This window comes from Pseudonocardia sp. McavD-2-B (assembly GCF_024124365.1).
GTDB classification, from domain to species: Bacteria; Actinomycetota; Actinomycetes; order Mycobacteriales; family Pseudonocardiaceae; genus Pseudonocardia; species Pseudonocardia alni.
Window position 1 is genome coordinate 1 of the sequence record NZ_JAMXSG010000525.1, and the last position, 1,358, is coordinate 1,358.

The 1,358-nt window shown below is 78.2% G+C and carries 2 protein-coding genes; both read left to right on the forward strand.

Translation table 11 applies throughout. The features are described from left to right. Positions 1 to 331: ATP-binding cassette domain-containing protein (locus NH602_RS31695; protein ID WP_374210288.1), on the forward strand; the 331-nt coding region annotated here is incomplete at its 5' end. Next, the coding region (locus NH602_RS30895) for a methyltransferase domain-containing protein (RefSeq protein ID WP_253069698.1) at positions 262 to 1,358 on the forward strand (1,097 nt) is incomplete at its 3' end. The genes NH602_RS31695 and NH602_RS30895, both read left to right, overlap by 70 nt.

The window sequence follows — 1,358 nt, forward strand, 5'->3', positions numbered from 1 at the left end:
GCAGCGGCAACGGGTCGCGCTGGCCCGTGCGCTGGCCGTGCGGCCCGCGGTCCTGCTCGCCGACGAGCCGACCTCCGCGCTCGACGCGGCGACCACGGCCGCCGTCCTCGACCTGCTCGACGCCGCCCGGGCCGACGGCCTCGCCGTGCTCGCCACCACCCACGACCGCGCGCTCGTCGAGCGCGCCGACCACGTCGTCGACCTCGTCGACCTCACCGCCCCCGTCCCGACCCCGTCACCCCGACCGAGAGGAACCCCCCGGTGCGCACCGAACCCACCGCCGACCCGACCCACCCCTGGATCGCGCGCATCACCCGGGGCGAGGACCTGACCCGGGTCGTCGTCGACCCGGCCGCGCTCGTCCCGCCGGACGGCGCCCTCGTCGTCGAGCACCGCGAGCACTGGGCCGAGGTCTACGACTGGACCTACTCCGACCCGTCGCCGCTGGCCGGCTGGCGGGCCTCGGGGACCGGCGCGCCGCTGCCCGCCGCGCACATGGGGGAGTGGGCCGACCGCACGGCCGAGCTCGTGCTCGCCGCGCGCCCGCGCCGGGTGCTGGAGCTGGGCTGCGGCACCGGGATGCTGCTGGAGCGGATCGCCCCGCACGTCGAGTCCTACGTCGGCACCGACATCGCGGGCGACGTCGTCGACCGGCACCGCGCCACCGCCGCGCCCGGGGTGAGGGTCGTGCGGGGCGCCGCGCACGAGGCCGGCTCGGCCGCCGTCCGGGAGGCGTTCGGCGGGCGGGCACCCGACTGCGTGGTGATCAACTCGGTGACGCAGTGCTTCCCCGACCTCGCCTACCTGACCGAGGTGCTCCGTACCGCGACCGCGGTCGTCGCGGCCGGGGGGACGGTCGTCGTCGGCGACGTGCGGCACGCGGGCCTGCACCTGCGGCACTGGCGGGAGACCGTCACCGCCACCGAGCCCGCCCTCGACGACGACACCCTGGCGCGCACCGTCGCCGACCGCGCCGCGACGGACCGTGAGCTGCTGGTCGACCCGGCCGCCCTCGCCACGGCGGCCCTCGCGTGCGGGCGCCGGATCGCCGTCGCCGTGCACGCCAAGACCCTCACCGACGACACCGAGCTGTCGCGCCACCGGTTCGACGCCGTCCTGCACGTCGACGCAGGACCCTCGCCGGTTCCGCAGGTCCTGGACTGGACCGGCGACCCGCTGGCCGGGGCGGAGCCGGTCCTGCTGCGCGGCATCCCCAACGCGCTGCTGCGTCCCGGCCCGCACGCGGTCACCGCGGCCCGGCTGCGCACCGACCTCGCCGGTCACGACGCCGCCGTCCTGCTCGACCCGGACGACCCCGAGCTGCTGGCGGTCGCCCGGCCCGCCGCCGCGGCCACCCG